Here is a 1,969-nt window from a genome sequence, read left to right as displayed (position 1 = left end):
TGGGTGCGGTTCGTTTCGAGTGAAGCTGCTGATCAAGCAGTGAGGGTGTAGTTCTGCTGATCGGGGGTGGGATAGAGGCGCTCGTGCTCGTGGGCGGTGTGGAAGCGCCAGTAGGGGTCGAGGTCGCCGTTGGCGACGATGGTGCGAAGTCGCAGGACGGCTTCGGCTCCGGCCAGGCCCCAGCGGGCGCCGGTGATGTCGAGGCGGTCGGCGATCAGGTGGCGGCAGGCGCCCTCGATCGCGCCGGTGGCGATCGGCCAGCCGTTGGCGAGGGCGGTGTCGTAGCGGAGTTGGTCGAGGTGGCCGGTCAGGTAGCGGTGGCAGGCGTCGACGGTCTCGCGCCGGGAGGCCGTCAGGTGCTCGCGGTCGGCCTGGGCGGTCATCTCGTCGGCGGTTCGGGCGGCCTGGCCGGCGAGGATCGTGGTCAGGTGGTCGGCGGCCCAGGCTTCGGCCTCGGTGGTGCCGGGTTTGTGGAAGGCGTGGGCGGCGGCCCAGATGTACTCGGCGACGTGCACGAAGTCCAGCAGGATGTGCGTCGTGACGCCGCGTCGGGTGGCCTCGGCGGTGATCAGGTCGAGCTGGTGGCGGGCGCCGTCGACCAGGACGATCCAGGGCCGCAGGTGCTTCGGGTCGCGGGCTTGGGCCTGGTCGAAGGCGTCGGCGATGACCTGCTCGGGCGGGCGGATGAGGGAGGCGGTGCACCACTTGTTCTCCGCCCTGGGCCCCGGGCGGACCGGTCGTTCGCGGCTGCGGCCGCCGGGCGGGTGGATCACGTCGTGGGGGCGTCTGGGGGCCGGTCGGGTGTCGAAGACGCAGGCCACGGTCGCCATCCGCTTGCGGTTCGGCTTCTCGCCCGGCGCGAGCCGGCCGCGATGCCCGCCCGCGGCGGCGGCTTTCACTGCGGCCCGGCGGGTGCCCTCACGCAGGGCCTCGGGCCGCATGACCACGCCCTTGCCGTCCACCTGGACCACCAGCGGCATCTCGCGGCTGCACGGTAGGGGGATCCTCGCCCGGTAGAAGCCGTCGACGTCGAGCGCGGCGGCGACCACGAGCTCTTCGAGCCGGCGCTTGCCCAGCACCCTCCCGCAGCGGCGCTCAACGGCCTGCTGAGCCTGGTCGAACGAGCCGCGCACGGCTTCGGTGACCGCGAGCCGCCGCAATCCCATCGAGTGCCGGCCCGCCGGCAGGGACAGCGCGGCGTCGGCCGGGTGGACGTTGCACGCGCCTTTGCCCCGGTGGGCGGCCCGCGTGACCCGGACCAGCCCGAACACACTGGCCAGCCAGCGCGCGTGACCGCTCTCCCGCCACGGCCGCACCCGCCCCTCCGGCCCCACCACGACCGGCCCCACGCCGGCGCGGACCACTTCTTCCTCCTGCCGGGCGCGCAGGTCCAGATGGTCCTGCAGCAGCTGCCGTAACAGCTCCCGCCCGGCCACTTCCAGGTGTTCTTCCAGCTCGGTGTGGGTCCACGCGCTCGCATCGCCGCCCGACACGGTGCCCATCAGCGTCTCGAGGCGCTGATGGAGCGGGCAAAGGGGTCAGCTGTGGCATGAGTGTCGTACGGTTTCATCCCGAGGGCTCTTCCTGTCCCGCATCCGACATGGTTCGCACCTTCGAATGTAGGCGGAAGAGCCCTTCTAATCACCGGAGTTGGACGAACCAGTCGTCCGGCGGCCGGCCGGGGTGAACAGTCCCGGGGCGTTCTCGTCCAGCCAGCCCCGCTCCACCAGCCGCTTCAGCTTCGCCCGTGTGCCCTCGATCTTCCCGGTCTCGGCCGGCAGTCCGATCCTGGGCACGATCTGCTTGGCACGGACCGGCCCCGGCGCATCCGCCACCACCTCCACGATGTCCCGGTAGACCGCCGGGAGCACGTCCGCCCCCATTCCGGGCTGCCAGTTCGGCACGCTCAGCACCCCGATGACCTGCCGCTCGGCCCCCGCATACGCCGACGCCACCCGCTCACCCGCAG

Annotated in this window: 2 pseudogenes; both read right to left on the bottom strand. The window is 72.2% G+C overall.

Annotated elements, in window-relative coordinates:
* Positions 1-32: 32 nt before the first annotated feature.
* Positions 33-1,570, bottom strand: a pseudogene (locus tag ACIPLC_RS38145) (ISKra4 family transposase).
* Positions 1,571-1,637: 67 nt separating this feature from the next.
* A pseudogene (locus ACIPLC_RS38140) lies at positions 1,638-1,969 on the bottom strand (hypothetical protein); the annotation flags it as partial.

This window comes from Kitasatospora sp. NPDC086801 (assembly GCF_044745805.1).
In the GTDB taxonomy this organism is placed as follows: domain Bacteria; phylum Actinomycetota; class Actinomycetes; order Streptomycetales; family Streptomycetaceae; genus Kitasatospora.
This window is presented reverse-complemented; position numbering and strand designations above follow the sequence as displayed.